Source organism: Lactobacillus nasalidis (assembly GCF_016587775.1).
Classification (GTDB): domain Bacteria; phylum Bacillota; class Bacilli; order Lactobacillales; family Lactobacillaceae; genus Lactobacillus; species Lactobacillus nasalidis.
On sequence record NZ_BOCG01000495.1, the window covers coordinates 1 to 3,235 of the forward strand.

The 3,235-nt window shown below is 52.4% G+C and carries 3 protein-coding genes and 1 rRNA gene; all 4 read right to left on the minus strand.

Annotation, left to right across the window (positions count from 1 at the left end):
- Positions 1-77, minus strand: a 16S ribosomal RNA gene (locus tag lacNas_RS09620); the annotation flags it as partial.
- 507 nt (positions 78-584) lie between these two features.
- Positions 585-1,460, minus strand: a complete 876-nt coding sequence (locus lacNas_RS09625; RefSeq protein WP_201331943.1) for an RsiV family protein — start codon at positions 1,458-1,460, stop codon at positions 585-587.
- A gap of 17 nt (positions 1,461-1,477) precedes the next feature.
- Complete coding sequence (locus lacNas_RS09630) at positions 1,478-2,041, minus strand: RNA polymerase sigma factor (protein ID WP_201331944.1); 564 nt, start codon at positions 2,039-2,041, stop codon at positions 1,478-1,480.
- Positions 2,042-2,200: 159 nt separating this feature from the next.
- Positions 2,201-3,235, minus strand: a 1,035-nt coding sequence (gene serS / locus lacNas_RS09635) for a serine--tRNA ligase (RefSeq protein WP_201346812.1), incomplete at its 5' end; no start/stop codon positions are given.

Below are 3,235 nucleotides of genomic sequence, written 5' to 3' on the forward strand. Positions count from 1 at the left end.
AATTCAGCTCGCTCGACTTGCATGTATTAGGCACGCCGCCAGCGTTCGTCCTGAGCCAGGATCAAACTCTCAATTTGAAATTGAGCCTTTTTAATCTGCTCCAGATTATTTGCTTGCGAATTGACTTCGCTTATTTGTTTGGATCAAACTTCGTTTGACCCGCACACTGCGAAACTTTGTTCAGTTTTCAAAGTACCAACTGCATCTTTGTGACGCAACGTTTTATATCTTACTCGCTTGTTGACTTATTGTCAACAGCTTTCTGATATTTTCTTTTTGCCTCCGCGAGACTTGCTTGTCTCACGCGGCAACAAATATTAGTATACTAGAAAATTCTGATTCGTCAAATTTGCTTTTTCATTCGTTTTATGATTGGTTCACCCGGCGGAGTTGTTGCCAGTTTTTTGCCCCGCCGGGCCAGTAAAAATCGTATTATGGGCTTTTTGCCCAAAGTCATGAGGAAAATTGTTCTTGTTTTGCCCTTTTTCAGCTGAAAAAGCCGGGAATTTTTTTGAGATTTTTTCTAAAAAACAAAAAATGACGGCCTAAGCCGTCATTTTCTTTCTGTAACTCTGCTTGCGTCATTATCTCTGCAGCTTGGCTACCAGCTTGTTTGGCAAAACGAAGCTCTGGCTGCCCATGGACATCGGGCCTACTTCGCCTTGGCTAAAGACGATCACCACCTGGTTCTTCTTGTTGACGTAGAACTGCTGGTTCTTCTTGATCTGGCTGAAGCCGTCCGGGTCGCCGTTGGCCTTGAGGAAGTAGCTCTTGCTCTTGTCCTGCTTCATGGCCTGCTTCATCTGCTTGATCAAGTTCTGGCTGATGGCCTGGCGGTAGTTGCTGCCACTCTTGAACAGGTCGCTCAGCTTGACCTGCTTGCCACTGGCCTTGCTGAAGACGTAGTAGCGGCTGCTTTCCGCGCTGTCGGCCTGGGTCGTTACGGCCGTCAGCTTTACGGCATACCAGTAGCGGTTGTTGGTTACTTGCTTGGTCTTGACCGTCAGCGAACCGTAGCCGCCCTTCTTCAGGGAAGCCTTGAAGTCCTTGATCAGGCTGGCCGTTTCCTTGGCGATTTCCCGGTTGACGGCCTTGCTGCTCTTCTTGGCTTCCTTGGCTGCCGGCCCGGTGATCCCGCTTACGGCTACCTTGGAAACCGAAACGTCGGCTGAGTGCTTGCTGCTTTCATAGTGATAGTCGCGGAAGGTTACCAGCTTGAAGTAGCTGCCAACGACTGGCAGGTTTTGCATGGCATGAGCCACCTGCGGAGTGGTGTTTGGCAAAGCCACGCTGAAGGCAGCGGCCGCAGCCAGGCCGGCAACCAGCCGCACCCATGGCTTGCGCTTGGCAGACAGGGAGACGATCTTCTTTTCCTGCCCTTGTCCCCGGTTGGCAGCAGCCTCCAAAATGTACTCACTCTTGATTCCGCCCATTGCATCCATTAAGTCAGTGTTTTTCATAATGTTATCCCCTTTGTTTAAATAAATTTGTTTTCCTGCAGTTTTTTGCCCAGCTGCCGCCGCATCCGCATCAGGCCGACCTTGACGGCTGACGCGCTCATGCCGTTGTTGGCGGCAATCTCGCTGACGGCATCCATGTAAAAATACCGCTGCACGAAAATGATTCTTTTTTCTTTCGGCAGACCCGCCAGAAAATCATTGATGATTTCCGTCAAAACGCTGCCTTCAATCCCTTCCAGCTCCGGCTGCTCCTGGCTGACGGCGGATGACTCTCCAATTTCATCCAGCGCCACCGTGTACTGCTCACCTGCCCGCTTCTGCCGCTGCTGGTCGCGCAGCATATTTAAGGCGCCATTTCGCGTGATGCGTCCTAAATATGCCAAGAGACTCCGCGGCCGCTTCGGCGGGATCGTGTCCCAGGCTTTCAGCCATGTATCGTTCAGGCACTCCTCAACGTCCTCCTGGTCCCGCAGAATGTTGCGGGCAATCGTTGAGCAATATGCCCCGTATTCACTCTGGACTGAAGTGAGCGCCGCTTCGTTTCTGGCGAAGAACTGCTCGATAATCTCAGTTTCTCTCACTGTCTTTTTCCGTCCTTTTTGCTTTTTGTTTTTCGAGGCCCTTATCTCCTCTACCCTAATAGACACTGCAAGGAGTTGAAAGGTTACACTTTTGCCCAAAAATTTTTGAAAAAAGTTTCCGCAAAAAAAGGAACCCCTTCAGCGGAGTTCCTTTTAAGCTTAGTGCCACTTGACTTCAGCAGTGATCTTGGTCATGCCGTGCATGTACGGACGCAGGGCTTCCGGCACAGTAACCGTGCCGTCTTCGTTTTGGTAGTTTTCCAAAATTGCGGCAACCGTCCGGCCGACAGCCAGGCCTGACCCGTTCAGGGTGTGAGTCAGCTTGACCTTGCCGTCTTCATCGCGGTAGCGGATTTGTGCCCGGCGAGCCTGGAAGTCGGTGCAGTTTGAGCAGGATGAGATTTCCCGGTAAGTGTCTTGGGCTGGCATCCAGACTTCCAAGTCGTAAGTCTTGGCACTGGTGAAGGATGCATCCCCGGTTGACAGGGCAACGACCCGGTATGGCAGGCCCAGCTTCTGCAGCAGGTGTTCAGCGTTGTGGGTCAGGTTTTCCAGTTCCTTCCATGATTCTTCCGGCTTAACGACCTTGACCATTTCCACCTTGCGGAATTCGTGCATTCTGATCAAACCACGGGTGTCGCGGCCGGCAGAACCAGCTTCGCTTCTGAAGGCCGGTGACAGGGCAGTCACGTTGATCGGCAGGTTGGCGCCGTCAATGATGTCGCCTCTGAAGTAGTTGACCAAAGGAACTTCGGCAGTCGGGATCAAAGTCAGGTTCCGCGGCACTTCCGGGTCGTCGTTTTCAACGATCGTGTAAACGTCCTCGGTAAACTTCGGGAACTGGCCGGTCCCTTGCATTGAGTCGTTGTTTACCAGTGACGGCGGAATGATTTCCGTGTAGCCTTCGCTGGTGTTTTCATCCAGGAAGAAGTTGTAGACGGCCCGTTCCAAGAGAGCGCCGGCCCCCTTGTAGTAAACGAAGCGGGCTGCGGAAACCTTGCTTGCGGCATCCCAGTCCAGGATGTTCAGGTCAGTCCCCAGATCCCAGTGGGCCTTTGGCTCGTAGTCAAACTTGGTCGGCTCGCTCCAGCGGCGGACTTCTTCGTTGTAGCTTTCGTCAGGGCCGATTGGGTCTGAGTCAGCCGGGAAGTTCGGCAGCCGCAGCAGGATGTATTCCTGCTTTTCCTGCAGGTC

What these genes read in the sequence shown, in the direction of transcription:
- lacNas_RS09625 (WP_201331943.1), bottom strand. Translation starts at nt 1,460, where the DNA reads ATGAAAAACACTGACTTAATGGATGCAATGGGCGGAATCAAGAGTGAG.